General features: G+C 64.4%; 21 protein-coding genes and 1 tRNA gene. 15 read left to right on the top strand and 7 right to left on the bottom strand.

All coding sequences use genetic code 11. From position 1 onward, the window contains the following. Positions 1–298: 298 nt before the first annotated feature. From OU11_RS04955 to OU11_RS04925, 7 genes are all read left to right on the top strand, one after another. Complete coding sequence (locus OU11_RS04955) at positions 299–1,882, top strand: extracellular solute-binding protein (protein WP_081963461.1); 1,584 nt, start codon at positions 299–301, stop codon at positions 1,880–1,882. 33 nt (positions 1,883–1,915) lie between these two features. Continuing rightward, positions 1,916–2,881: an ABC transporter permease gene (locus OU11_RS04950; protein ID WP_033514856.1), complete on the top strand. Its 966-nt coding sequence runs from the start codon at positions 1,916–1,918 to the stop codon at positions 2,879–2,881. Between the two features lie 12 nt (positions 2,882–2,893). Further along, complete coding sequence (locus OU11_RS04945) at positions 2,894–3,850, top strand: carbohydrate ABC transporter permease (RefSeq protein ID WP_033514854.1); 957 nt, start codon at positions 2,894–2,896, stop codon at positions 3,848–3,850. Between the two features lie 130 nt (positions 3,851–3,980). Next, positions 3,981–4,658 carry a YesL family protein gene (locus OU11_RS04940; RefSeq protein ID WP_033514852.1) on the top strand — a complete coding sequence of 226 codons (678 nt, stop codon included), beginning with the start codon at positions 3,981–3,983 and terminating at the stop codon, positions 4,656–4,658. A gap of 80 nt (positions 4,659–4,738) precedes the next feature. Further along, positions 4,739–5,905: a substrate-binding domain-containing protein gene (locus tag OU11_RS04935; protein ID WP_081963460.1), complete on the top strand. Its 1,167-nt coding sequence runs from the start codon at positions 4,739–4,741 to the stop codon at positions 5,903–5,905. An 86-nt stretch (positions 5,906–5,991) separates the two neighbouring features. Then, the gene (locus OU11_RS04930; protein WP_033514850.1) at positions 5,992–7,818 is read left to right on the top strand and encodes a GH32 C-terminal domain-containing protein; all 1,827 of its coding nucleotides are present in this window, start codon (positions 5,992–5,994) and stop codon (positions 7,816–7,818) included. Positions 7,819–8,145: 327 nt separating this feature from the next. Then, entirely contained in the window at positions 8,146–9,066 is a 921-nt protein-coding gene (locus tag OU11_RS04925; protein ID WP_161782761.1) for a zinc ribbon domain-containing protein, read from the top strand. Between the two features lie 163 nt (positions 9,067–9,229). On the opposite strand, the gene OU11_RS04920 is transcribed toward OU11_RS04925, so the two are convergent. Next, entirely contained in the window at positions 9,230–10,273 is a 1,044-nt protein-coding gene (locus OU11_RS04920; protein WP_033514847.1) for a Gfo/Idh/MocA family protein, read from the bottom strand. Positions 10,274–10,513: 240 nt separating this feature from the next. Between OU11_RS04920 and OU11_RS04915 the strand changes: the two genes are divergently transcribed. Together OU11_RS04915 and OU11_RS04910 are read left to right on the top strand one after the other, a co-directional pair. Continuing rightward, entirely contained in the window at positions 10,514–10,993 is a 480-nt protein-coding gene (locus OU11_RS04915; RefSeq protein ID WP_081963458.1) for a very short patch repair endonuclease, read from the top strand. Between the two features lie 60 nt (positions 10,994–11,053). Beyond that, positions 11,054–12,025 (top strand): Ppx/GppA phosphatase family protein, encoded by a 972-nt coding sequence (locus tag OU11_RS04910; protein ID WP_033514845.1) that lies wholly within the window; start codon positions 11,054–11,056, stop codon positions 12,023–12,025. Between the two features lie 200 nt (positions 12,026–12,225). Here OU11_RS04910 and OU11_RS04905 read toward each other — a convergent pair. From OU11_RS04905 to OU11_RS04895, 3 genes are all read right to left on the bottom strand, one after another. After that, positions 12,226–12,301 (bottom strand) — tRNA-Arg (locus tag OU11_RS04905). A 103-nt stretch (positions 12,302–12,404) separates the two neighbouring features. After that, complete coding sequence (locus tag OU11_RS04900; RefSeq protein WP_033514843.1) at positions 12,405–13,718, bottom strand: dicarboxylate/amino acid:cation symporter; 1,314 nt, start codon at positions 13,716–13,718, stop codon at positions 12,405–12,407. 355 nt (positions 13,719–14,073) lie between these two features. Beyond that, positions 14,074–14,739 (bottom strand): 5-formyltetrahydrofolate cyclo-ligase, encoded by a 666-nt coding sequence (locus tag OU11_RS04895; protein ID WP_188599640.1) that lies wholly within the window; start codon positions 14,737–14,739, stop codon positions 14,074–14,076. Positions 14,740–14,904: 165 nt separating this feature from the next. Here OU11_RS04895 and OU11_RS04890 point away from each other — a divergent pair, with 165 nt between their 5' ends. The 3 genes from OU11_RS04890 (at position 14,905) to OU11_RS04885 (ending at position 16,773) form a co-directional block, all read left to right on the top strand. Beyond that, positions 14,905–15,945 carry an endonuclease/exonuclease/phosphatase family protein gene (locus OU11_RS04890; RefSeq protein WP_052122659.1) on the top strand — a complete coding sequence of 347 codons (1,041 nt, stop codon included), beginning with the start codon at positions 14,905–14,907 and terminating at the stop codon, positions 15,943–15,945. A gap of 205 nt (positions 15,946–16,150) precedes the next feature. Beyond that, the gene (locus OU11_RS09420) at positions 16,151–16,414 is read left to right on the top strand and encodes a hypothetical protein (RefSeq protein ID WP_081963456.1); all 264 of its coding nucleotides are present in this window, start codon (positions 16,151–16,153) and stop codon (positions 16,412–16,414) included. Further along, entirely contained in the window at positions 16,411–16,773 is a 363-nt protein-coding gene (locus tag OU11_RS04885; protein ID WP_033514841.1) for a hypothetical protein, read from the top strand. Before OU11_RS09420 ends, OU11_RS04885 begins: the two co-directional genes overlap by 4 nt. A 167-nt stretch (positions 16,774–16,940) precedes the next feature. Here the strand turns inward: OU11_RS04885 and OU11_RS04880 are convergent, their stop codons facing one another. Together OU11_RS04880 and xseA are read right to left on the bottom strand one after the other, a co-directional pair. Next, positions 16,941–17,255 carry an exodeoxyribonuclease VII small subunit gene (locus OU11_RS04880; RefSeq protein WP_033514999.1) on the bottom strand — a complete coding sequence of 105 codons (315 nt, stop codon included), beginning with the start codon at positions 17,253–17,255 and terminating at the stop codon, positions 16,941–16,943. A gap of 69 nt (positions 17,256–17,324) precedes the next feature. Beyond that, the gene (xseA, locus tag OU11_RS04875) at positions 17,325–18,587 is read right to left on the bottom strand and encodes an exodeoxyribonuclease VII large subunit (protein ID WP_052122655.1); all 1,263 of its coding nucleotides are present in this window, start codon (positions 18,585–18,587) and stop codon (positions 17,325–17,327) included. Between the two features lie 463 nt (positions 18,588–19,050). Here xseA and nrdD point away from each other — a divergent pair, with 463 nt between their 5' ends. The 3 genes from nrdD to OU11_RS04860 all read left to right on the top strand — a co-directional run bounded on the left by nrdD (position 19,051) and on the right by OU11_RS04860 (position 23,159). Then, positions 19,051–21,435 carry an anaerobic ribonucleoside-triphosphate reductase gene (gene nrdD, locus OU11_RS04870; protein WP_033514839.1) on the top strand — a complete coding sequence of 795 codons (2,385 nt, stop codon included), beginning with the start codon at positions 19,051–19,053 and terminating at the stop codon, positions 21,433–21,435. 82 nt (positions 21,436–21,517) lie between these two features. Next, positions 21,518–22,246 (top strand): anaerobic ribonucleoside-triphosphate reductase activating protein, encoded by a 729-nt coding sequence (gene nrdG / locus OU11_RS04865; protein ID WP_081963454.1) that lies wholly within the window; start codon positions 21,518–21,520, stop codon positions 22,244–22,246. Between the two features lie 88 nt (positions 22,247–22,334). Beyond that, entirely contained in the window at positions 22,335–23,159 is an 825-nt protein-coding gene (locus OU11_RS04860) for a C39 family peptidase (RefSeq protein WP_081963453.1), read from the top strand. Between the two features lie 58 nt (positions 23,160–23,217). Here OU11_RS04860 and OU11_RS04855 read toward each other — a convergent pair whose 3' ends face one another. Next, on the bottom strand, positions 23,218–24,090 hold the full coding sequence (locus OU11_RS04855) for a D-hexose-6-phosphate mutarotase (RefSeq protein WP_033514835.1): 873 nt from the start codon (positions 24,088–24,090) through the stop codon (positions 23,218–23,220). Positions 24,091–24,122: the final 32 nt, after the last annotated feature.

The following is a 24,122-nucleotide window of genomic DNA, read 5'->3' as shown; positions in this document are numbered from 1 at the left end:
GGTGTCGTCCAGTTGTGCGGTCCAGCCGGGGCGTCGTTCGGGCGTTGTCATCTAGGCGGGGTGACATGTCAGTGACTGTAGCTTGGAATGCATTGAAACAATCGTTTGCCATGGATGCGACACACCGTCAGCAAACGATTGACGGCAAACGTTTGCCAACTTATACTGACAGACATCGGACGGCACAGGAGCCACGGTGCAACCTCATCCACAAGATATGCTTCCGTCGGTTCCTGTCGGCCCGATACGGTTCCATCAGTACGAAGGAGAGAACATGAGACACAGTGGTCTCCGCGGTATGAAAACCGCAGTGGCGGCGGCGGTTGCCGCGGCCATGACTATGCCTCTGACGGCCTGCGGGGGACAGGAACAAGCGACCGTCGACGAGAACGGCAAGCCGATTGTCCGCATCATGGTCCGTCGCAACGTGACCGACAATCCCATCGAGGATATGGGATATGACGACGAACTCGAAGCGGCGTGCGATTGCACCATCGAATGGTCGGAGGTCGACGACAATTCGTGGGGCCAGCAGAAGGCCCCGCGCATGGCCGCGGGGGAATTCCCCGACATCGGCCTGACGTTGTATGACTACACCGACATCAGCCGCTTCTACTCGGAGTTCCTGGATCTGGCCCCATATCTGGACCAGATGCCCAATGTCGAGAAGTATTTCGAGGACCGTCCAGTGGCGCTCAAAATGGCGCAGGACGGCGACAAAATCTACAATATCCCCTCCGACCGTGGCAAAGGATACCGCGTCTCGGCCACGCACATGTTCATCAACAAGACCTGGCTGGACAACCTCGGTCTTGAGGTGCCGACCACTTGGGATGAGTTGGAAGATGTGCTGGAGGCATTCAAAACCGAAGATCCGAACGGCAACGGCGAGGCCGATGAGGTGCCGATGAACATCCGCAGCCTAGGCTTCGGTCTGTGGAGCGCGCTCGTGCTGCTCAATTCCACGGGCATCGCCACCAGTTTCATGGGTGCATCGGCTTCCGGCCAGGGTTTCTATGTGGAGGATGGCGAAGTCAAGAGCTACTACACCTCCGAGAACCTGAAGGATGTCATGACCTTCCTGCACGAACTCGTGGAGAAAGGGCTGATCCCCAAGGATTCGCTGACTCGCGACGCCTCGCAATACGACGCGCAGACCATCGGCGATGGTGAGACCGCCACCACCGGCGTCTCGATCGGCTGGTCCACCAACAGCGAATACGGTCAGCTGGCCGATCAGTACATCACGCTGCCGCCGCTCAAACAGGATGCCTCGATGCCCGACAGCGAGGTCAAATGGGACTATTCGGCCGACGCCACCGAATTCGCCTACTCGGTCACCGTCTCGCCCGACGCCCCGAACCTTGACGCCGTGCTCAAGGTCATCGATGCGATGTACGGCGAACGGCTGTCCGTCGAAGGCTACTTCGGGTCCATCCCCGCCGTGGTCAGCGACGATGGCGACCACCAGTACACCATCAATCCGGATGTGGCGTACGCCGAGTACACCGACACCCGCGCCGTCGCGCTGCAGGACCGTTTCGGCGGGTACATCCCCGACGACGTGACGATGATCAACGATACGAACGCCGAATACGTGACCGCCAGCGATGAAGCCTGCAAGGAGGCGCTAGCCAACGTCGACCCGACCGGCGACGTCATCCCGATCTACGTGCGTCCGGACAGCTCCGACATGGAGACGCTGCAGAACAACAACACGTCGATCGGCAACTATGCGAACAACATGATTGCCCAGTGGTTCCAGAACGGCGGCATCGACGAGCAGTGGGACGAGTACGTCGCCAAGCTCAATACGCCCAGCCTGGGACTGCAGGACAACATTGATATCTGGCAGAAGTACTACGACGAGGCCGTCAAGTGACCGCGCCGGGTCAAGAGCGATAGGGAGACCAACATGAACACACGCCATTCCGCGACGGTCGCGGCCGTCGCCCCTTCCTCGGGCGTCGAGCCCCGCAAGCCGGGTCTGCTCGAACGTTTCACCGACCACTTCCAGCGCTACTGGCAGCTGTGGGTGCTTTCCGCCCCGGCTCTGGTTTTCGTGGCGATCTTCGCCTATGTGCCGATGTGGGGCATCCAGCTGGCATTCCGCAAGTTCGATTCGGCCAGAGGCCTGACCGGTGGCGAATGGGTCGGCCTGCACTACTTCGAACAGTTCTTCACTTCGCCGCTGTTTGGTGAGATCCTGTGGAACACGTTCCGCATCAGCCTGTGGACGCTGGTGACCGGCTTCATCTTCCCGATCATCCTGGCGCTGCTGATCAATCAGATCGGTTCGTCCAAGGTCAAGGGCTTCGTGCAGACCGTCACCTACATGCCCCACTTCATCTCCACGGTGGTCATCGTCTCGATGCTCAACATCTTCCTGGACCCGAACAACGGCTTCATCGGTAAGCTGTTCGGCGACGAAAGCCTGCTGGGCAGCACCACGGCCATCACCGCCGTCTACTGGATCTCCGAGGTCTGGCAGCATTGCGGCTGGAACTGCATCATCTATCTGGCAGCGCTGAGCTCGGTGGACCCTTCGCTGTATGAGGCGGCGAAGATCGACGGCGCCGGCCGCTTTCAGCTGATCCGCTACGTGGACTTCCCGGCGATCCTGCCCACGGCCGGTGTCTTGCTCATCCTGCAGATGGGTTCGGTGCTCAACGTCGGCTTCGACAAGATCTACCTGCTGCAGAATTCGCTGAACATGCCGGCCACCGAAGTCATCTCGACCTACACGTTCAAGATCGGTATCCAGAGTGCCCAGTTCTCGTACTCCACGGCCATCGGCCTGTTCAATACCATCGTCAACTTCGTCTTCCTGATCACGGCGAACGCGATCTCGAAGCGTGTGTCCAATTCGAGCATCTTCTAAGGAGCGTTTCCGATGAATGCATCAACTACCGCCAATGTCGCGCCGCTTGCGCCGCGCGCCTCGGGAGACGACATCCCCTGGAACAAGAAGCAGCGCCAGACCCGCACCGCCGGCGATTGGATCGTCGACATTATCATCTGGGCGCTGGTCGCCGTCGTCGTCATCGCCGTGCTGTACCCGCTGTGGTTCATCATCATCTCCTCGATCTCGGATCCGAACGCCGTGGCCGGCGGACGGGTGAGCTGGCTGCCGGTGGATGTGACCTTCGCCGGGTTCCAGCGCATCTTCGAGGAGTCGAGCATCTGGGTCGGCTACCGCAACACGCTGATCTACTCGATTGTGGGCACCGCGGTGAACATGATCGTCACGATTCCGGTCGCCTTCGCACTGTCCCGCGCCGAGTTCAAGCCCCGTCGCGTGATCCTGTTTCTGTTCACCGTCACGATGTTCTTCTCCGGCGGCCTGATTCCGAGCTACATGCTGTACCGTGACCTGGGCATCCTCAACACCTGGTGGGTGTTCATCCTGCCCGGTGCCGTGAGTGTGTACAACGTGATCGTGGCCCGCTCGTTCTTCGAGACCTCGATCCCAGAGGAACTGCATGATGCCGCCCAGATCGACGGCCTGAGCTACTTCGGCTACTTCTTCAAGATCGTGGTCCCGCTGAGCTCTGCGATTCTGGCGGTTATCGGCCTGTACTACTTCGTCGGCCACTGGAATGACTTCATGACCGGCTTGATCTACATCATCGATCAGGATAAGAAACCGTTGCAGAACGTGCTGCAGCAGTTGTTGCTGGTCAACCAGACCACGTCCACCGCGTCCGTCGGCGTTTCCGACGCGCAGCGTGCGGCCGACCAGATGAAGTTCGGCATCATCATCGTCTCCACCCTGCCCCTGTTGGTGCTCTACCCATTCCTGCAGAAGTACTTTAACAAGGGTGTCATGCTCGGCGCCGTCAAGGGCTGAGCGCCGCGGCGGGGAGTGCCGTATCCCCGCCGCAGCGGTCCCGCCGCCGTCCGTTCTACTTTGCCATGTGTCGGACGGCGGCCGGACCTCGTCATCGGGAATGCAACGTGGCATCGAAAGGTCATCCATCATGCTTGGTCGGTTTTCCATCGGATATGAGCGCGTATGCCGTGCCATCCTCATCGCGTTCACGATCAACATCGCCGCCGTGGCGCACACGCTGCTTGGGCTGATCTTCGCGGGACTGTTCCCCTCAATCGGCGCCATGTGCGGCTTGTGGCGCACATGGCTGCTGGAACCGTCTGATCGGGCTTGGAGTGTACGCGAGACCTGGATCCGGTTCCATCGCGAGTGGAAAGCTCAACTGAAATCCGCCAACCTGCTCGGCTGGCCGATGGCTGTGCTGTGGGGGCTGTTCCTCTACGACTATTGGATTGTCAACTGGCATGATGCGGGCATGGTCGGCTATGCCTGTGCGGGCATCCTGCTGATGGCGATTGTGGTTTACGGCCTGTTCTCCATGCTGGTGTGGGTTGTACGGGCGAATTTCGCCGAGACGAACCGCTGGTGCGTGCGCATGACATTGCAGATGCTGCTGGCCCGTCCGTTGTGCTCGCTGGCCTTGTTCGCCGCATTCGTATTGTCTGTGGCCATGTGGGTGCGCTGGCCGGGCATGCTGGTGGTGTTCGGGCTGTCGCTGCCGATGCTTGCCGGAACGGCGTGTGTGTACTGGTTCGGGCGATTGCCGGGTATGGACGTGCGCGAGAGCGAGTCCTACCGCCGACATCATGCCGTGACCGCACAGTGAAGCGTTGCGAACGGGAATGGCTTACAATGAGTGCCATACTGACGCGCCCCGCGTCGGTGCGGGAACGAAAGGGGCCGCTGATGGTCACGATGAAGGAAGTGGCCCAGGAGGCGGGCGTGTCCATCGCCACCGTATCCCGGGTGCTCAACGGCAAGGACCGTGGGCGCATCAAACCCGAAATCGCACGGGAGATCAAACGCATCGCCGAGGACCTCGGATACAAGCCCAATCTAGTCGCCCGTAATCTGAAAACCCGCAGCAGCCACATCCTCGGGTTCGTCAGCGACGAGATCGCCACCACGCCGTTCGCCGGACGCATCATGCTCGGCGCGCAGGATGCGGCGCGGGAACTCGGGTACATCCTGCTGACGGTCAACACCGGCAACGATGCGGACCTCGAACGCCGCCAGATCGGTGTCGTCAAACAATATGGCGCAGACGGCTTCCTGTATGCGATGATGTACCATCGCAAGGTCGAGGTCCCCGAGCAGCTCGACGGTTTGCCGGTGGTCATCGTGGACGCCGAGGACGAACACGGCGAACGTCCCTCGATCTGCCCGGACGAGTACGGCATCGGCTATACGGCCACCCGGCGTCTGCTGGATGCCGGATGCCGGCGCATCGCCTATTTCGGCGCGGATGTGCCGATCGTGGCGCAGGGCGAACGTCTGGCCGGCTACCGGGCCGCGTTGGAGCAGTCCGACGTCGGATTCGACGATCGGCTGGTGTTGGCCATCGACGAGCACGATCGCCACGGCGAGGTGCCCAGGCTGTTCGACGCGCTGCATCCCGATGGCGTGTTCTGCTTCAACGACGTGCGGGCGCATCTGGCCTACGAGCAGGCCGATCGGCTTGGTCTGGCGATCGGGCGGGACCTGTCCGTGGTCGGCGTGGACAACCAGCCGTTCATCGCCGGCATCCTGAATCCGGCGCTGACCTCGGTGGAACTGCCGCACTATGAGATGGGATACTGGAGCGTACGCAAGCTGGTCTCCCTGATCGAACGCACCGAGGGCGGCACTATGCCGGAACCGTCCGCCGTGGAAGGCGGTTCCTCGATGCTCGCCGACCTGAACCTCATGCTGCCGGCCGGCATCCGCGCGCCGCTGCCGCCGTTGACGGATGATCGGGCGCAGGTTGCGTGCGTGCTGGTGGAGAAGGATTCCGTGGCTCCGCGGGACTGGCTCCGCGGCTCTTCAAACAACCCATACAGACCTTCGTGTCGCCCTGTGGCGAGGGTATACTGATGTCAATACGGCAAACGATTGCTGTTAAACGGGGCATGGCATATCCGACGGCCGACGCCGTCGCCGACCAATGAAAGGACCCAAACATGAACGCAATATCGCAGTCGGCCGATTCCTGCACCTTCCCGGCCGACGGCTACACCCAGCTCGACCTGTTCGTCCAGCGCGCGGAGCAGGGCCATGCTCCCACCATCCGTCTGCATACGGATGGCGAATGCGTCGCCGAACGCGTCATGGACGCCGACCTGTACCGTCAGCGCTTCCAAATCGCCCTCGACCCGCAGGAACGGTACACGCTGGAAATCATCGATGCCACCGTGCCCTACCTCTATCTGGCCGGCGGCGATGATCTGCTCGACCGCGGCATCCGCGTGCTCGATGCCGCAACCGGCGAGGCCATGGCGGGTGACGGCGCCCCGGAGAACACCGATCCGACCCGCGCCGCCGTGCACTTCGAGCCGCCGGAGCGCTGGATGAACGACCCGAACGGCCTGTGCCGCTTCCAGGGCCGGTACCACCTGTACTACCAGTTCAACCCCTACGGCTGGGGCTGGGACAACATGCACTGGGGGCACGCCGCCAGCCGTGATCTCGTGCACTGGACCTATCTGCCGGTCATCCTCGAGCCGCAGCGCGAGCTGCACACCCGTCGGGGCATCGCCGGCGGCGCGTTCTCCGGCTCCGCCATCACCATCGACGCTGAAGGCCGCCCCTGCCCGGGCGATGACGCGGCCGCGATCCGCTTCTACCTGACCCGGCATTTCGAGGTTCCGGGCCAGCCGGACACGGTCGAGGAGTGCCAGACCACCTGCGTCAGCACGGACAGCCTGACCGCGGGGCCCGAAACCGTCGTCGTGCGGCGCGAGGGCGCGGACTTCGGCCGTGACTTCCGCGACTCCAAGATCGAGACCGGTTTCGGCGGCGCGCTGATGATCCTGGCCACCAACCTGCCCTCCGACCAGGTGCCGGCATCGGGCGAGACCGGCGTCAGCGATGCCAACGAAGGCGGATGGTTCACGCTCTCCCCGCATGGCGAGCCCGATGTCGACCAACCCGATCCGAACCGGATCCCGGCGATCGTGACCTTCCGCAACGACACCCCCGACCTGGCCGACGACGCCTGGACCTATGTCGGCCCGATGGTGGCCGATCGCGGCTATGCCGAAGGCCGCACCTACGAGTGTCCGGACGCGTTCCCGCTGGATGGCGTGGACGTGGCCATCGGCGCGATCATGCACATCCGCACCAAGGACGGCTGCTTCCAGCCGATCCGCTGGTACACGGGACGGCTGGACGATTCCATCCGTCTCAACGTGGAACATTCCGGTTGGTGCGACTTCGGCGACTGCTTCTATGCGGTGCAGTCCTTCCGCGACGACGACGGCCGCCGCATCGCCATCGGGTGGATCGCCGACCACAGCGGGGTGCGCCGGGAGGCGCCCGGCCGGGCCAACGGCGCGATGTCGCTGCCGCGCGAGCTGCATGTGCGTGACGGCCGACTGTTCAGCCGACCGGTCGATGAGGTCTACGACCTGCTGATCGGCGGCGAACTGCCTATGGGCGGGGAGGACGGGGCATGGCAGGTGCCGGACAACACCTACTACGCCGATATCCACCCTCATGGCGAATGCACCGCGGTGCTGATGGACACCGGCGAAGCGCGCTGGACGCTGGAGTGCCGCGACGGCGAGGTCCGGTGCTTCAGCCAGGGCGCGCCGAGCGATGATCTGGCCTGCGTGGCGCGCGTCGACACGGTGGAGCGTATCGAGGTGTTCTACGACCACGGCATCATCGAGGTGTTCGTCAACGACGGCGAGGCCGCCGGCGCGATGCTGGCCTACGACGAGCGCGGGAACGGCGGCTTCTCGATCGCCGGAAATGCCGATTGCGAGGTGCGTGCCCTGCGCCGCTGACCGACTGGTCGCGGCCTGCGCAACGGGCCGGCCCTTTTGCGGCACATTCACGGTGGCACTGCATCATATGGTCCAGTTCGGCCTGTCCGGCTGGACCTTTTGATGCAGTGCCTTCGTGTTGCTGTGACTTTTGGGCTGGTGTGGCTTGCTGTTCTGTCCCTTTTGATGTAGTGGCTTCGTGCCGATGCGTCTTGTGGTCCAGTTTGGTCTGCCCGGCTGGACCTTTTTGTGTGGTGCCTTCGCGTTCCTGCATCATTTGTGCGGCGGCGGCAGCCTATTCGTGCTGTAATGGTGATGTAGGCCCTCAGAGGAGAGATGGAGTACATGATGAGATACTGCACACAGTGTGGAACCCAATTGGCCGAAGGCGCGAAGTTCTGCATGTCCTGCGGCCAGCCGGTGCAGCAGCCCGAAGCCGCGCAACCCGCCGCACAGCCCGCCGTCCCGACGGACCCGCAGCCCGCGCCGCCGGCATCGAACGAAGCGCCTGCATCTGACGGCATGCCGTCATGGCAGCAGCCTCCCGCACCGCAGCAGGCCCCCGCATGGCAGGCGCAGCCGGCCCCGCAGGCCGGGTACGCTCCAGAAGGGGTCGCCTCTGCGCCGGCGGCGCCGTCGAAGAAGCGTTCCAAGGGCGTTGTGGCGCTCGCCGTCATCGCCGTCATCGCGGTGATCGCCGCCGCGGCGTTCGGCGTGTGGTGGTTCCTGCTGCGCGGCGACGATATGAATCCGGCCGGACGATACAGCATGTCAAATGGCAACCAGACGTTCGAATTGGTCATCGAGGACGATGGCGCGTTCAAACTCACCGATGCCGGCGGCAGCGGCGACTATCTGGCGGGCGTGATCGGCGAGGGCACGGCGGACGGCGACAATGTGCGCTATCCGTTGAGCGACATCAAGGCCTCGACCGACAACGGCGAGATGACGCTGGCGGATCTGATCGGCCAGGCCGATTCCAGCGGCATCGGATCGGCCATGGCCGACGCCATCGAAGTGGAGGTCACCGCGCCGAAGAACGCGGCCCACGGCAACATCGTCGGCACCTGGGGCCTGTCCGGTTCGCTGCTGACGTTCTCGGCGGAGATCCATATCACCGCCAACGCCGACGGCACGGTGGAGGCCGGTATGACGGCATTCGGCGAGGAACCGTCCAACGCCACCGGCACCTGGACGGACAACGGCGGTGGCCGCTACACCGTGACCTTCGACAACGGCTCGCCGCTGGAGGTCACGCTGCCGCAGTGAGCGGCTGACTGTGACACAAGTCGCGGCGGTCCAGCAGAAACATGCGTCGCCGCAATCTGCGAACGGACCGTGATGCGTGTGGACCGTGATGCATGTGGGGGCGGTCGGGAATCACCTACATTCCCGACCGCCCCCACGCGTATGTCGTGATTCGCCTAATCGGTCACTCGAACGGGTACGTCAGCCCCCACTTGGCGCGGATCAGGTCCATCAGCTCCATGATGCGCACCGTGTCGGCGTGCGGCATGGCCTCGCATTCGGTCAGCCCGTCGAGGATCGCGTTCGCCGCGTCGGCCACCTGGTACTCGTAGCCGGTCAGCTGCTCCGGCACATCGTGGTGAGCCACGAGCTCATGGTTGGCGTTGTAGACGTCGATGCCCTCCACATTGTTGATGTTCTGGCAGACGATATAGCCCTCGGTGCCCCAGATGTAGCCGCCGCGGTCGGAGGAGACGAGCATCGAGGCCTGGGCGGTGGCCATCGTGCCGTCCTCGTAGTGCAGGGTCATCGCATCATGGGCGTCCACGCTGGTCTCGAACGGCGTCATCGAGGTTTCGACGCGTTCGATCGGGCGCGGTCCCAGCACCATGTCGATGAAGTTCAGCGGATAGACGCCGACATCGAGCAGCGCGCCGCCGGCCAGCGCCGGATCGGTCATACGGGCCTTCTCGGTCACCGGATAGCATAGGTTCGCATCGACGACCTTCACCTCGCCGATCACGCCCGAGGCCACGATCTCATCGATCATGCGGCGCGAGGGCATGTAGCGTGTCCAGATCGCCTCGGTGCACAGCAATCCGGTCTCCTTCGCCACGGCCAGCAGCTCGCGGGCCTGCGCGGCGTTGGCGGTGAACGACTTCTCGACCAGCACGTTCTTGCCGGCCTTCAGGCACATGATTCCCTGTTCGGCATGCAGGCTGTGCGGGGTGGCGATGTAGACCAGATCCACTTCAGGGTCGGCCAGCAGCTCCTCATACGAGCCGTAGGAGACTGGGAAGCCGTACTGCGCGGCGAACGCCGCGGCGCGCTCGCCGTCGCGTGCGGCCACCGCGTACGGGGCCACCAGATCGGCGTAGCGGGGATCGGCCGCCATCTTCACCAGCGTGGTCGCCATCGCATGGGCGATGCGGCCCGCGCCGAGAATGGCCACGTTCACCTTGAGATGTTCGGCCTCCGCCTGTGCGCGCCTGCCGTTGAGTCTGCTCATGGTTCCTCCTTGAAGTCCTGAACGGAAGCCTGATGGGTCCGTCCGCATCCATGCTTGGTCTATCGTTTACTCATTGTACGTGGCAGGCGTCTTGTGCGTGGCAGGGCGTTGTGCCCGCGCTGGGCGAACGCGGGTCGGATCGGGGCATCGGATGGGTTCCGCGTTCCGCCGATCATCTCGGCGCGTGCGGACCGGGACGTGGCGGGCCGCGCCCCGCCGCCGATGCCATAATGGGGAGGTGTGAAGGCGAAACCGGAGAAGTACGAGCGGGGCACCCGCAGCTACACGATGTCGCATATCCGGGGCAAGGACACCTCGATCGAGATGATGGTGCGCCGGTATCTGTTCTCGCGCGGACTGCGGTTCCGCAAGAACGACAAGCGTTACCCGGGCCATCCGGACATCGTGTTGCCCAAATGGCATGCCGTGGTGTTCGTCAACGGCTGTTTCTGGCATATGCATGACGGCTGTGCCAAGCATTCGATGCCGAAAAGCAACGTGGAGTTCTGGTCCGCCAAGCTGCTGCGCAACCGCGAACGCGACCGTGCGCAGCAGGCCGAGCTGGAGGCGATGGGCTGGCGGGTGATCGTGGTGTGGGAGTGCGAGCTGGCCAAACCGGTGCGGCAGGAGAGGCTGGAACGGCTCTATGATCAGATCGTCGGCGGCGACGCGGCGTCGTCGGACTCGGCATGTCGCGATGAACGATCCGCGACATGCTGATTCCGGAATGTGATTCCGCCTCCCCGCCGACAACGTTTGCAACGTGTAACGTCATGTCACATGGTTAACCCTCAGATTCCGTCCACGCGCCTGGGCGTGCTGGACATCGGTTCCAATACCGTGCACATGATCATCGTCGACGCGGCCCCCGGCGCCCGCCCCGACCCCGAAGCCAGCGTGAAGAACACCGTCCGGCTGATGCAGTACCTCGAGGATGACGGCTCGATCAACAAGGCCGGCGTACAGGCCCTGCTCGACGCCGTGGACGCCGGCATGAAACTCGCCGAGGAGAGCAAGGTCAGCCAGATTCTGGCCATGGCCACCTCGGCCTTGCGCGAGGCCCCGAACGGCACCCGCATCCTGGGCCAGATCGAGGACCGCATCGGCCAGGGCGTGACCGTGCTGTCCGGCGTGGACGAGGCCCGCCTGACGTTCCTGGCCGCCCGCCGCTGGTACGGCTGGGATTCCGGCCGCCTGCTGCTGATGGATATCGGCGGCGGGTCGCTGGAGGTGGCGATGGGTTCCGACGAGGATCCGAACGTGGCCATCAGCGTGCCCGCCGGCGCCGGCCGTGTGACCAAGCAGTTCCTGCCGTCCGACGGCATCGCCACGCCGGATCAGCTGGAGGCCGCGCACAAGGCGGTGCGCAAGATCATCCAGCCGATCGTGGACGAATTCCCGAAGTCCAAGGTGCCGAACCATGCGGTCGGCACGTCGAAGACCTTCCGGTCGCTGGCCCGTCTGGCCGGCGCGGTGCTGCGGCAGTCCGGCCGCGTGGACAGCTGGATCATGACCCGCGAGCAGCTGGAGGACTGGGTGCCGCGTCTGGCGGCAATCAGCCCCGACCAGCGCGTGGCCCTGCCGGGCATCACGCCCGAGCGCACGCTGCAGATCGTCGGCGGCGGCATCGTGGCCGACGAGATCATGAAGGCGCTGGACGTGGACGAGATCGAGATCTGCCCGTGGGCGTTGCGCGAAGGCGCGATCCTGCGCTGGCTGGACCAGTTCGGCCGCACCCGCCGCGGTTTCTGACGTTCGGTTTTCAGCATCCGTCTTCCGGACGTCCGTCACACATGCGCTATGCGATGCGTTGCTGATCCGCAACGCATCGCATAGTACGGCGGATGGGAGCATCCGGCTGTCACGCAGCGGACGGGCCTGCAACCGGGAATGTCCGCCGTGGCCGCATCGACACGACAAAGGCCCCGGAATCCACGGATTCCGGGGCCTGTTGGTGCCCGAGACGCGATTCGAACGCGCGACACCCGCTTTAGGAGAGCGGTGCTCTATCCACTGAGCTACCCGGGCAGCACCAACCCAGTATACAAGCAGCCGGGTATTCCGCGTGCCGCCATGTGGTGTTGCGGCGGCACGGCGGCATGGCCCGGTGCCGTACCGGGTGGGGCCGCGGTCATGCGCTGCGGTATGCGGCGGTATCCAGCTGTCCCTCGCGCGCGGCCACGATGACCGCGGTGTTCGCGGCACCCGCCACGTTCAACGCCGTACGCCCCATATCCACGATCTGGGAGATCGGCTGCATGATCGCGATGATCGCAACCGGCAGTCCGGCGGCGGCGAGCAGCGAGGTGGCGGTGATCGTGGCCGTGCCCGGCACGCCGACCGTGCCGATGGAGACCAGCAACGTCAGCGCGACCAGCATCGCATACTGCCACGGCGCATACTCCAGGCCCTGCGCGTTGACGGCGAACACGGCCAGCAGCGTCGGCCAGACGCCGGCGCAGCCCGGCATGCCCAGGTTCGCCCCCAGAGTGGCCGCGAAGGAGGCCGTGTCCTCCGGCACACCCGCGTCGCGCAACGCGCGCACCGTCACCGGAATCGTGCCGATGGAACTCTCCGAGGTGAACGCCACCACGCCGACCGGCCAGAACATCCGGAAGAACGGTAGCGGGTTCATCCGGGTCGCGGCGGCCAGAATCAGCGGCTGGACCAGGAACATCTGCAATACGATCGCCAGATAGGCCACGGCGAGCACCAGCACCAGCGGCAGCAGCGCGGCGATGTCGCTGGACCCCACGGCGGCCGCGATCAGCGAGAGCGCCGCGTACGGCGTGAACTCGATCACGATCTGCGTGGCCTTGCCCATCACCTTGTCCCCGGCGTCCACGAACGCCTTGAACGGCCGGACCGATTCCCGTCCGTCGTCGGTGCGGGCCATGGCGTTATAGGCCACCGCCACCAGGATGGCGAACAGCACAACCGGCACTACCCGGTTCGACGCCCAATCCGCCATGAGATTCGACGGGAACAGGCCGACCAGCGTGTCGATGATGCCTGGTACCTCACGCGCCTGATAGTCCGTGGGCAACACCCCGCTGAATCCACGACCGACATGGAACATGGAGGCCAGTCCCAACGTGAGCAACGAGGCGGTGAGGGTGTTGAGCAGCAGGAAGGCGATGGTCCGCGCCGCCATGGAGCGCAGCCGCAACGATTCGCCGAGGTTGGTGAGGCTGGAGATGACGCTGAACAGCAGCAGCGGCACCACGATGGCGCCGATGACCTGCGACCAGACGGCGCCGAAGAGGGAGACGTACGCGGTGTGTCCCCGCGCGAATACGCCGATGAGGATGCCGGCGACGGTGGCGATGGCGACGCGCGTGCCGAACCCGGCCTTGTGCGTGCGCTTCAGCGCCCACAGGAGAACGAATATGGCGAGAGTGGCGGCGAACGCCGCCCAGTCGATGAATGGGGATGATGGAGACATGGTAAGGCCCTTGATGGTCGGGAAATGAAATCAGTGGAAGGACACGTCGATACGGGCGGACGCCTGCACGCCGAGCATACGGGTGGCGGTGCGGTGATGCGCCGTGATATGACATGGAGAAGCGGATCGGACGCCAGGACGCTGTCAGGACGCGGAATGCCGGCGGCATAGGGGAGAAATGCATTCCGAAGAGTGTGCCGTTCGTGTCATGCTGCCGTGGCATCGCCCGCAAACGGACGAGCATCATCCGGCACCCGTAGGTGCGGCGGTTAGCGGCGACAACAGAACATGAACATCATGCTGGACACGGTAGCAGGCGTGACGCGCATCCGCCGTGGGCATAGCGTTGGACGATTCAGGCCGAGATGATGGGTATGCGGATGTCGTGGGGGAGTGCAGGGACCGTCGGCACACGCTGCTCGGCGAAGGCGATGCCGATGATCACGGCGTCGGAAGAGGCGAACGGCAACGCCCGGTCGTAGTTGCCGCCGCCGTAGCCCAGCCGATTGCCGTCGTCGTCGAACGCCACCAGCGGTACCACGAACGCATCGATGTCGGGGATGTCCGCTGTGGGAAACGCCGCCATCCACGGCTCATCCGGACCGTGCGGGGAGATCGGCTTCGCGGCGAAACGGGAGACCGCCTCGTCGAGCCGCTGGGCCTCGACCTGCAGGAACCGCATCACGGCGGGCTCGCGACAACCTGGGCGCGATTGCGGCGGTCGCACCATGCAGGGCAGCGCCAGCCGCCATCCGCGCGCGACTATCCCTGCAATAAGCGGTCGCGTGTCGACCTCGCTGCCGAATGGCCAGAATGCGGCGACCAGTGGCGACGCGGCCATCTTGCCGTCGCCGTGGTCCGGCCGGCCGAGTCGCCCGTCGAGGTGATCTAGCGTCATTGCGGCGATGCGGGCGCTTTTCTCGGCGCGCAGTCGCGCGGTCAGGGCATCCCTGGCCGCCAGTGCCGCTCGCCGTATCGGGGTTTTCCTCATCTGCACGGCATCGCACGATACGTCGGTCACGGCGCTCATCATTGCCCTTCTTCGTTGAACGTATGACGAAATTAGTATATCCATGCCGAATGTCCGGCGTTCGTGGGGAAACCGGAATGATTCGCGGGGATGATGGCGGCGTGGGCGCCGCCCCGGTTACAGTCGATGGACGATTACCGTTCACGGGGAGGAACCATGGCATCCACCGCATCCGCACGACGCCCGAAGCCGAAGCGCCGCAGCCGGCACACCGTGTCGCGCATCCTGTCCGGCCTGCTCGCCCTGGTGGCGTTGCTCGGCGTGATCGCACGGTCGCTGCCCTCGGACCTGCAGTCGCTGCCGTATGTGCCGATCGTGGTGTCCGCGACCCCATGGTTCGCCGTCGCCGCGTTGATTGCGCTGCTGTTCGCGGTGATTTCGCGCCGTTGGGGCGTCGCGTTGCTGGCCGTGGCCTGCATCGGGTTGGAGGTGTGGTGGCAGTATCCGTTCTTCGCCGCGCAGACGCAGCTGCCGTCCGAGACCGTCGCCGCGGTGACGGCGGGGCAGGCGGCCACCGACGACCGGTATGCCCGCGTGATGACGTTCAACGTGTACAAGGGCCAGGCCGATCCGCAGGCGATCGTGGAAGCGGTGCGCGAGGAGCGGATCGAGGTGCTGGCCTTGCAGGAGACGACCGACGAGTTCGTGTCCGCGTTGAATGATGCGGACATCGGTGCCTATCTGCCGTACGCGCAGGTCTCCTCGTCCGACGGGGTGTACGGCAACGGTTTGTGGTCGGCGACGCCGCTGGCCGACCCCGCCGATGACGATGTGAATTCAAGCGCCTCGTTCATGCCCGGCGGCACCGTGACATTGGGCGATGTGCCCGTCCGGTTCGTGTCCGTGCACACGACGGCGCCGGTGCCCGGGTATTGGGACCTGTGGCGGCGCTCGCTCGACGAATTGGCGATGATGCGGGCCGACACCGGTACGAAGTACATCTTCATGGGCGATTTCAACGCGACGACCGACCACACCCCGTTCCGCAATTTCCTGGGTGACCGGTTCCGCGACGCGGTCCAGCAGTCCGGCCATGGATTCGCGTTCACGTGGCCGACCGACCGTGAGTGGCTGCCGCGCTTCGCCGGCATCGACCATATCGTGGTCGACCGGGGCATGACCACCGGCCAGTGTGAGGTCGTGGAGATCGCCGGCTCCGATCACGCCGCCCTGCTGGCCACCGTGGCCGTCTCCTGATCGCTCCCGGACTGTCCGTAGGCGACGTGTGATCGTCGCATGAAAATGACGCGATGTGGATAACCGGGAACCGTTCGACCACCGTGCCGTTGTGGCGTGGACAGGCTTCGTTCGGACCGTATATGGTGAATGCACGAACACGAAAGGGGGAAGCGTGTGTTCATCGGAAAAGTATTACAATAGTCATACAACACATGATACGCCAATGATTGAGATTCATCCGCATGCATTGCGGGCTCATGGGATCACGCGTCGGCAAATCGAAACGGCATTCGTCACGCGTATCGGACCGGCACGGATTCGGGACCGAGACAGTGACCGCGATCCAGCTCGATGGGCGGTGATTGGTTTCGATCCATCGATGCGCCCAATCGAATTGGTGTATGTGGAGACGGCGGATCCTTGGCCGTTGGTGATTCACGCGAATTATCTGACGCCTGGGTTCTATAAGGAATGGAGTGGGGCATGAGCGAGTATTTGGCGAAGGATGGGACGCCGATTACCGACGATATGGTCGATGCTTGGGCGCGACAGGCGGAGGGGGGATTCGCCGACGCCGAATTGTCTCGGGAACCGGATCCGTTCGTTGTCAGACGAGGGGATATGAGGGCACACACCGTTCGCGTACCGGAAGCATTATGGGCTCTTGTCGAGCAGGCCGCATCCGAACGGCATATTACGGTGAGTGAATTTACCAGGCAGGCGTTGAGTCGGAGCCTGTCGGCGATGGCTATGACGCGTGAGCAAAAGATCGACTTATACGCGACAACCCATGGCCTGACACGTGAGGCGGCGATTGAGCGTCTGATCGATAAGGCTTTGCAATAGCATGGTGGCCCGTTTCCGCTGGTGGAAACGGGCCGCAGCGATTGTGAGTGGCCGCTAAGGCCGCGAAGGGGACTCAGTCCAGATTGGACTGGGCTGAGCCGTGTGGCGGGCAGTCCGGTGGACTGCCCGTAGGCGAAGTGAGTGGCCGCCAAGGCCGCGAAGGGGACTCAGTCCAGATTGGACTGAGTCCCAGCGGTTTCCGCCGAGGTGGCCTGCTCGGCCTGGGCGGCGTCGAGCTTGGCGCGCACTTCGTTGAGCAGGGTCTGGGCCCGCTGGGCGAGCGCTTCGCCGATCTCCCACTGGCGCATCGACTGGTCTAGGTTCAGGCCGCCGGCCTCCAGCGCCTGCACGGCCTGGATGAGCTTGTCGCGCGCCTCCTCATACGGCATCTGCGCGATGGCTTCGCGCTCGGCGTCGGTCAGCGAGGATGCGACGGCCGGTGCGGTGGTGGTCTTGGTATCGGTTGCGTCGGTGGTGGTCATGTCGGTCATCGGTGGTTCCTTTCCTGTACGAATGATGTGGATATGTGGATGGGCGCGGTTCGGGCGGGATCACAACTGCGTGCCTGTGGCTTCGGCCGTGACGGTGCCGCGCTTCAACGTGATGGTCAGCGCATCGCCGGGGGCGGCGTGCTCGGCGTCGTCGAGTACGTGCCCGTCGGCGGTCTGGACGATCGCGTAGCCGCGGTTCAGCGTGGATTGCGGGCTCAGCGCCGTCAACGCCGCATGCTGTTTCTCGATGGTCATCGTCGCGTCGTCGACGATGCGGGTCAGGCCATGCCTCATGCGCGTCACGGCGTCGTCGACGAACCGCTGGTGCGGCTCCAGCATCGTCTGGGGGCGGGTCAGGCTCGGACGGTTCGCATACCCTTCGATCAGGCGAATCTCGTTGTCCACGCGCGATCCGATGCGCATCCGCATCTGACCGATCGCACCGGCGATGAGCTGCCACTGCTCACGCACGTCCGGTACGACGCGCTTGGCCGCATCGGTGGGGGTGGAGGCGCGCAGGTCGGCGGCCAGGTCGATCAGCGTCCAATCATCCTCATGTCCCACGGCGGAGACGATCGGGGTGATGCAGGCGGCCGTCGCGCGGACCACGCCCTCGTCGGAGAATCCGATGAGATCCTCGAAGCTGCCGCCGCCGCGGGCCACGATGATCACGTCGACCTCCGGGTCGGCGTCGAGCTGACGGATCGCGGCGATGACGTCCGCCGGGCATTGAGCGCCCTGCACATGCGCGTGCACCACCTTGAACCGCACCGCGGGCCAGCGCAGGTTGACGTTCGTGATCACGTCGCCTTCGGCGCGCGCCTGTGGGGCGCACACCAGTCCGATGCATGCGGGGAACTCCGGCAGCGGCACCTTGTTCTCGGCGTCGAACAGTCCCTCGCCCTTGAGCCGTTTGCGCAGCTCGTCGATCTGGGCCTTGAGGTCGCCGGCGCCGATGCGGCGGATGTCGTCGGCCACGAAGCTCAGTCGCGTGGCCTTGACCCACACGTCGGCCTTGCCGTGCACCACCACGCGGTCGCCCTGACGGAAATCGCGGGCCTTGGCCACGAACCGGCTGAAGCCCATCACCGACAGCGAGACCTCCTCGAAGTTGTCCCGCAGGGTGATGTACCCGGATGTGGACCGGCGCATGTTGATCTCGACGATCTGCCCTTCGATCCAGGCCTCCGGCCACTTGGCGACGGCGTTGTGGTATTTCTGGCTCAGCACGCTGACCGGCCAGGGATTCTCCGGGGTCGTGTCCCGCGCCAGGCGCGGCAGTTGGTCCAAGGGGCGCGGGCCTGTGGACGTCCCCATATCCATGGGCCCCGATGCCGTTGGACCGTATCCGTAGTCAACAGTCATGCCCTCAAGATTCCCCCACGGAACGGACAAGCGGGACGGTGCGTGACCCGGGAGCCGCGACACGCTGACCGCCCTCCGGCGAGTCCTGCCGCCGACACTCCGCTCAGGGGCGGGATTCCGGCGCGGAGCAGGGGTGTACCCCGAAATGTTACCTAAATAACACAATTGTGATTTTGGCGGTATTCCGCCATTCATCACTATATCTAGTGTCGGCGCGGCGTGGCGCTACTAGATATCGGGGTGGGGTTGTCGTAGAGTCTAGTAAGCCAAGAAGTTACACGAGTGTAATTCCCCTGTCATCCGGCAGGGGAATTACACTCGGTGAGGCCTAAGACGAAGCAATGAACATGCGGCGATGTGATGGCGTGATGCATCCATCGCCGCGGTGCCGGGAGAGCCGGCGATGAAGGAGTGAGCGACCATGGAGAGCCAGGTGCTGGAGGCGACGCAGACCGCCACCTCGTCCGTGCTGGTGGAGAAGCGTGACGGCCGTATCGTGGATTTCGACGCGGCCAACATCATCAACGCCATCAAGGCCGCCTTCTCCGACCTCGGCAAGCAGGTGGGCCCGCAGCAGGAGGACCTGATCCGTGGCATCGCCGACCAGATCGAGGGGGAGATCAAGCTGCGCTACGCAGGCCCCGCCAAGATCGAGGACATCCAGAACCTCGTCGAGCACGGGCTGATCGAGAACCACCTGTATGACGTGGCCCGCGCCTACACCAGCTACCGTCTGGACCGCGACATCGAGCGCGCCAAGGCCACCGACGTCAACGAGGCCGTCTCCCGCTTCATCAACCAGGATCCGAGCCTGATCCATGAGAACGCGAACAAGGACTCCAACGTCTACGCCACCCAGCGCGACCTGCTGGCCGGTGCCGTGTCCAAGGCCGCCGCGTTCACCATGCTGCCGCCGGCGGTGTCGAACGCGCACATGAAGGGCGACATCCACTTCCATGACGCCGACTATTCGCCGTTCACCGCGCAGTCCAACTGCTCGCTGCCGAACTTCTGGGATATGCTCGCCAACGGCTTCACGCTGGGCAACGCCCCGATGGCCAGCCCCAAGTCCATCGCCATCGCCGCCACCCAGATTACCCAGATCATGAAGGACGTGGCCTCCAGCCAGTACGGCGGCCAGACCGCCAACCGCGCCGACGAGCATCTGGCCACCTACGCCAAGAAGGACTACGAGAAGTTCCTGGACGAGGCCCGCGAGACCATCCCCGACGGCATGCCGGTGGAATTCGCCCGCGCCCAGGTGGAGCGCGCCAAGGCCAACGAGCCGAAGAAGCTGCATTTCGGCAGCCGTGAACCGCTGCCAATGGATACCCCGTTCCATGACGACGTCGACGAACTGGAGCAGGAGCGTGAGATCCTGGCCAAGATCCGCACCCGCAAGGCCATCTACGACGCCATGCAGACCATGGAGTACCAGATCAACTCCAACCGCGTCTCCAACGGCCAGACCCCGTTCGTGACCATCGGCTTCGGTCTGGGCACCGACTGGTTCTCCCGCGAGATCCAGCGCGCCATCCTGCTCAACCGCATCCGCGGCCTGGGCAAGGAGCACCATACGGCCATCTTCCCGAAGCTCGTGTTCACGATCAAGCACGGTGTGAACGCCGACCCGGGGGACCCAAACTACGACCTGAAGCAGCTGGCGCTCGAATCCGCCACCAAGCGCATGTACCCGGATGTGGTGTTCTACGAGAACATCGTCAAGATCACCGGCAGCTTCAAGGCGCCGATGGGCTGCCGTTCCTTCCTGCAGGCCTGGGCCGATCCCGAGACCGGCGAGGATGTGGAGGACGGCCGCATGAACCTGGGTGTGGTCACGGTCAACGTGCCGCGCATCGCCATCGAATCCCACGGCGACAAGGACCGTTTCTGGAAGCTGTTCAATGAGCGCATGGAGATCGCGCATCAGGCCCTGCAGTTCCGCATCATGCGCTGCAAGCAGGCCACGCCGGTCAACGCGCCCACCCTGTTCCGCTACGGCGCCTTCGGCCGTCTCGGTGCGAACGACAACGTGGACACGCTGTTCAAGAACGAGCGCGCCACCGTGTCGCTGGGCTACATCGGCCTGGCCGAGACCACGGCCGTGTTCTACGGTAAGAACTGGATCCGCGACCACGGCTGGGATCCGGAAGGCAAGGAGTTCGCGCTGTCCATCGTCAAGCGCATGAACGAGCTGTGCAAGCAGTGGAGCGCCGTTGAGGGCTACCACTACTCGGTGTATTCCACGCCGGCTGAATCGCTGACCGACCGCTTCAACCGCATGGACAAGGAGAAGTACGGCGTGATCGAAGGCGTGACCGACCACGACTTCTACACCAACTCCTTCCACTACCCGGTGTGGCTGCAGCCCACCCCGATGGAGAAGCTCACCTTCGAGAAGGACTTCCCGTACTACGCCTCCGGCGGCTTCATCAACTACTGCGAGTACCCGTGCCTGCAGGACAATCCGAAGGCGCTCGAGGCCGTGTGGGATTACGCCTACAACATCGGCATCGGCTATCTGGGCACCAACACCCCGATCGACCACTGCTTCGTGTGCGGGTTCCAGGGCGACTTCGAGCCCACCGACGCGGGCTTCAAGTGCCCGGAGTGCGGCAATTCCGACCCGGACAAGTGCAACGTGACCAAGCGCACCTGCGGTTACCTGGGCAATCCGGTGCAGCGCCCGATGGTGCATGGCCGTCATGAGGAGATCTCGCACCGCGTCAAGCACATGAGCGGCGAAACCGGTCGCGTCACACTCGCCGACGGCGAGACCCGCGAGTGGTTCGAGGAGACCAAGTAGTCCGACCACCCCCCCTCCGAGGGGACTCACCATCGCCAGACGTCGCCTCCCTCGCCAGAGGGAGGTCGTCGTATAAGGAGGCATGATGTCCGAATTCCGCAGGGTGGGCGAGCCCACCCGTCACGATTTCGCGGCGGGGGAGAGCGGACGCGGCCCCTCCGTGCCGTCCGGCGGTCTGTCCAACGATCCGAAGGCGGGCCAGTGGGACGGCCGGCGCATGTCCAGGCGCATGATCGCGGACTACAAGACCTTCATCGTCACCGACGGCGAAGGCGTGCGCAACTCCCTGTACGTCTCCGGCTGCCCGTTCCACTGCGTCGACTGCTTCAACGCCTCGATCTGGGACTTCCAGGCCGGCCACGAATACACGCAGGCGTTGGAGGACAAAATCATCGAGGACCTCAAGCCCGACTACGTGCAGGGCATCACGTTCCTGGGCGGTGAGCCCCTGCTGGCCACCCCGGTGCTCATCCCGCTGTCGCGCCGCATCCGCGAGGAGTTCGGCCATGGCAAGGACATCTGGTCGTGGACCGGCTACACCTGGGAGGAGCTCATGCGCCTCGGCGAGACGCCGGACAAACGCGAGCTGCTGGAGCTGATCGACGTGCTCGTGGACGGCCGCTTCATCACCACGCTGAAGGATTCGCTGCTGCAGTTCCGCGGCAGCTCCAACCAGCGCATCCTGGACGTGCCCAAGTCCCTGGCCTCCGGCGAACCCGTCATCTGGGCCAAGCTGCACGACCAGGAGCGCGACATCCCCGAGATCTACCTCAAGGACCGCGAGGCCGGCGAAGGCCAGCAAGCCTCGTGACCGTTGCCTCGCCGGACATTCCAGGCCCCGGAACCATTGCCGGTACTATAGTGCCGGAACGAATGACGGCCAGTGAACGGAGATCGGCATGAGGCGTAGGGCGGTGATGCGCGCGGTCGCGGCATGCCTGACCGGCCTGCTGCTGCTCGCATTCGCCGTCGCCCCGATTCGGATGGGCGAGAGGGAGGATGCCGTGGATGATTCCGTCGGCGTCATCGAATTGGGCGACGGGTACCGCGCCAGCAGCCGCTGGTCCTGGCATCGGCCGCAGTTCAAGACGAAGATGCCGGAACGGATGGAGCTGGACGTCCCCCTGATCGCGCAGAATCCCGAACTGCCGAACGGCTGCGAGGCGACCTCGCTCACAATGCTGCTGCAGTATCTGGGATTCGACGCCGACAAGATGGACATCGCCTACGACCACATGCCGCGAGGTGACGTGATATGGCGCGACGGCCAAGCGGTGGCCCCCGACCCCGAGACCACGTACATCGGCAATCCCGGCGACCGCAGCGGATACTACATCCTGGTGCCGGGCCTGATCGACACGGCCGAATCCTACCTGAAGGACCAGGAGTCCACGTTGCGGGCGGCGGACGTCAGCGGCATCGACGAGGAGGGGCTGGTCGAACTGGTGGCGCGGCGCGTGCCGGTGGTGGTCTGGGTCACCAAATCATATGAGGACGTGGCATACGATGACGACGAGTGGTCGACGGTCCTGGACTCCGAGACGTTCCACCCCTACCACAACCTGCATTGCGTGCTCATCGTCGGGTATGACGAGGACTCTTTCCTCATCAACGACCCGTTGGAGGACAAGGCGCAGCGGGTGCCCCGCGACACGTTCATGCACGGGTTCTCCGAATTGGGCGAACGCGCGATGATCGTGTCATCCGCCCCCGTCATCGACTGAGGGCGGACGACTGCGCCATGAATCAGGGCGATCGTCCCTGTACGCGGGATGCCCGCGCTCAGCGGACGGCGAGCGTCTGCGAGAGCGTGTGCGTTTCCCCCGGCGCGAGCACGATGCTCCGGTCGAGGCGCGCCACCGCCTCCACGCAGACGAATCCGCGCCATTCCCCGGTGGACAGGTCGCCCATCGCATCGCCGGCCGCCTGCCCCGGATTCCAAACCACCGTCTGCGGGGCGCCGCCGTTGACGACCTCGATCATGCGTCCCAGCGTCGGATCGTCGATGGTGATGGGAGCGTCGGATGCGGCGTCGCGCAGATACGTCCGATCGACCATGCCGGAGAACGTGATCGGTTCGCCGGTCGCCGGGCAGCGGGGGACGTCGGCCCGGGTGTTGTCCAGATAGTCGCAGGCCTCCAGTCCGGTCACGGCGATGCGCTCCACGTCGCCCACATGCAGATACGTGTGCAGCGCGGCCTCATAGGTGAGCGGTTCGTCACCGTCGTTGGACACCGTCAGCGCCATGGCGATACGCTCGCCGACCTCGATGTCGTAGGTTGCGTGGAATCGGGGATGGTCGCCCGAATGCAGCTGCGCCAGCAGGGCATCGTCGAAATCGGCGGAATCCAGCGTATAACGGATATGGCTGTCGGTCGCGGCGGTCTCGTCATACGTCCAGAACGAGACGCGGCCGAACCCGTGCTTCGGCTTCTTGGACACGGGGCGTCCATCATCCCAACCGGTGTTGAACCAGGGGAAGATGATCGGCACACCACCGCGGATGGCGGTGCCCTCACGCAGCTGGATGGCGGCGGGACGCCATATGACGGGGGATTGGCCCACGGGCGCCCATGTCAGTACGTGGGCGCCGTAGTCACTGATGGAGGCGGAGGAATCGGCGTTGATCACATCGCGAAGAAGAAAAGTACCCATGGCCTTAAGTATATGGCCGTGGGGGCAATGAG

The sequence above is a fragment of the Bifidobacterium pullorum DSM 20433 genome (assembly GCF_000771405.1).
Taxonomy (GTDB): domain Bacteria; phylum Actinomycetota; class Actinomycetes; order Actinomycetales; family Bifidobacteriaceae; genus Bifidobacterium; species Bifidobacterium pullorum.
The sequence above is the reverse complement of the archived record's forward strand: the minus strand, read 5'-3'. Positions and strand labels throughout refer to the sequence as shown.

Bases quoted from the DNA above. Each gene is read 5' to 3' on its own strand.
- OU11_RS04955 (WP_081963461.1), top strand. From the start codon at position 299: ATGAAAACCGCAGTGGCGGCGGCGGTTGCCGCGGCCATGACTATGCCT.
- OU11_RS04950 (WP_033514856.1), top strand. From the start codon at position 1,916: ATGAACACACGCCATTCCGCGACGGTCGCGGCCGTCGCCCCTTCCTCG.
- OU11_RS04945 (WP_033514854.1), top strand. From the start codon at position 2,894: ATGAATGCATCAACTACCGCCAATGTCGCGCCGCTTGCGCCGCGCGCC.
- OU11_RS04940 (WP_033514852.1), top strand. From the start codon at position 3,981: ATGCTTGGTCGGTTTTCCATCGGATATGAGCGCGTATGCCGTGCCATC.
- OU11_RS04935 (WP_081963460.1), top strand. From the start codon at position 4,739: ATGGTCACGATGAAGGAAGTGGCCCAGGAGGCGGGCGTGTCCATCGCC.
- OU11_RS04930 (WP_033514850.1), top strand. From the start codon at position 5,992: ATGAACGCAATATCGCAGTCGGCCGATTCCTGCACCTTCCCGGCCGAC.
- OU11_RS04925 (WP_161782761.1), top strand. From the start codon at position 8,146: ATGAGATACTGCACACAGTGTGGAACCCAATTGGCCGAAGGCGCGAAG.
- OU11_RS04920 (WP_033514847.1), bottom strand. From the start codon at position 10,273: ATGAGCAGACTCAACGGCAGGCGCGCACAGGCGGAGGCCGAACATCTC.
- OU11_RS04910 (WP_033514845.1), top strand. From the start codon at position 11,054: ATGGTTAACCCTCAGATTCCGTCCACGCGCCTGGGCGTGCTGGACATC.
- OU11_RS04900 (WP_033514843.1), bottom strand. From the start codon at position 13,718: ATGTCTCCATCATCCCCATTCATCGACTGGGCGGCGTTCGCCGCCACT.
- OU11_RS04890 (WP_052122659.1), top strand. From the start codon at position 14,905: ATGGCATCCACCGCATCCGCACGACGCCCGAAGCCGAAGCGCCGCAGC.
- OU11_RS09420 (WP_081963456.1), top strand. From the start codon at position 16,151: ATGATTGAGATTCATCCGCATGCATTGCGGGCTCATGGGATCACGCGT.
- OU11_RS04885 (WP_033514841.1), top strand. From the start codon at position 16,411: ATGAGCGAGTATTTGGCGAAGGATGGGACGCCGATTACCGACGATATG.
- OU11_RS04880 (WP_033514999.1), bottom strand. From the start codon at position 17,255: ATGACCACCACCGACGCAACCGATACCAAGACCACCACCGCACCGGCC.
- xseA (WP_052122655.1), bottom strand. From the start codon at position 18,587: ATGGATATGGGGACGTCCACAGGCCCGCGCCCCTTGGACCAACTGCCG.
- nrdD (WP_033514839.1), top strand. From the start codon at position 19,051: ATGGAGAGCCAGGTGCTGGAGGCGACGCAGACCGCCACCTCGTCCGTG.
- nrdG (WP_081963454.1), top strand. From the start codon at position 21,518: ATGATGTCCGAATTCCGCAGGGTGGGCGAGCCCACCCGTCACGATTTC.
- OU11_RS04860 (WP_081963453.1), top strand. From the start codon at position 22,335: ATGAGGCGTAGGGCGGTGATGCGCGCGGTCGCGGCATGCCTGACCGGC.
- OU11_RS04855 (WP_033514835.1), bottom strand. From the start codon at position 24,090: ATGGGTACTTTTCTTCTTCGCGATGTGATCAACGCCGATTCCTCCGCC.